This is a genomic window from Microvirga sp. P5_D2 (assembly GCF_054049475.1).
Window position 1 is genome coordinate 1 of record NZ_JBFUMH010000404.1, and the last position, 693, is coordinate 693.

Genomic DNA, 693 nt, shown 5'->3' on the forward strand with positions numbered 1-693 from the left:
ATATACATGAGCGTAAGGTTGCAGAGGAAAGTGCTCGCAGAACTCAGGATCTGCTCCAGGCCGTGATGGACAGTGTCGAGGATGTGATTTTCGTCAAGGACCGGGACGGACGGTTCGTCTTTGTCAATAAGCAGATAGCGGGAGATACATCTCTCCTTGGCAAGCGTGTTCAAGACCTCTATCCGGCAGAGCTTGCAGATGTATATATCCGGGCTGACGCGCCTGTTCTGAACACGGGCGAAACTACGAGGATTGACGAAACCATTCTGATTAAGGGGGTCCCTCGACAGTTCCAGACTGTGAAGGTGCCTTGGTGGCAAGACAATGAAATTGTTGGGCTCATCGGTGTAGCCCGAGACCTGACGGAGCGGCTTCAGGCTGAAAGCGAGGTGCGGGAGAGTAGGCGCAAGCTTGAGACGCTTATCGATAATCTACCTGGTCTCGTCTACACGGCTCGCCCGGAGCTGCCTTGGCCAATTATTTTTTTCAGCGAGGGTGTTGAGACACTAACTGGGCATCCTGCAGATGGGTTCAGTAGCGGTCGAATAAACTGGGCCGACATCGTTCACCCAGAGGATCTCGCAGAGCTTGAACGAACTGTATCTCAAGCCTGCCGAAGCCGGACCTCATTCTCCGCAGTCTACCGCATCATTACAGCTTCGAGCGAAATCCGCTGGGTGCTAGATCGTGGCC

1 protein-coding gene is annotated in these 693 nt (G+C 53.8%); it reads left to right on the forward strand.

All coding sequences use genetic code 11. The annotated features are described in order from the left end of the window. Positions 1 to 65 precede the first annotated feature (65 nt). The coding region (locus ACXJKO_RS31965) for a PAS domain-containing protein (protein WP_457095008.1) at positions 66 to 693 on the forward strand (628 nt) is incomplete at its 3' end.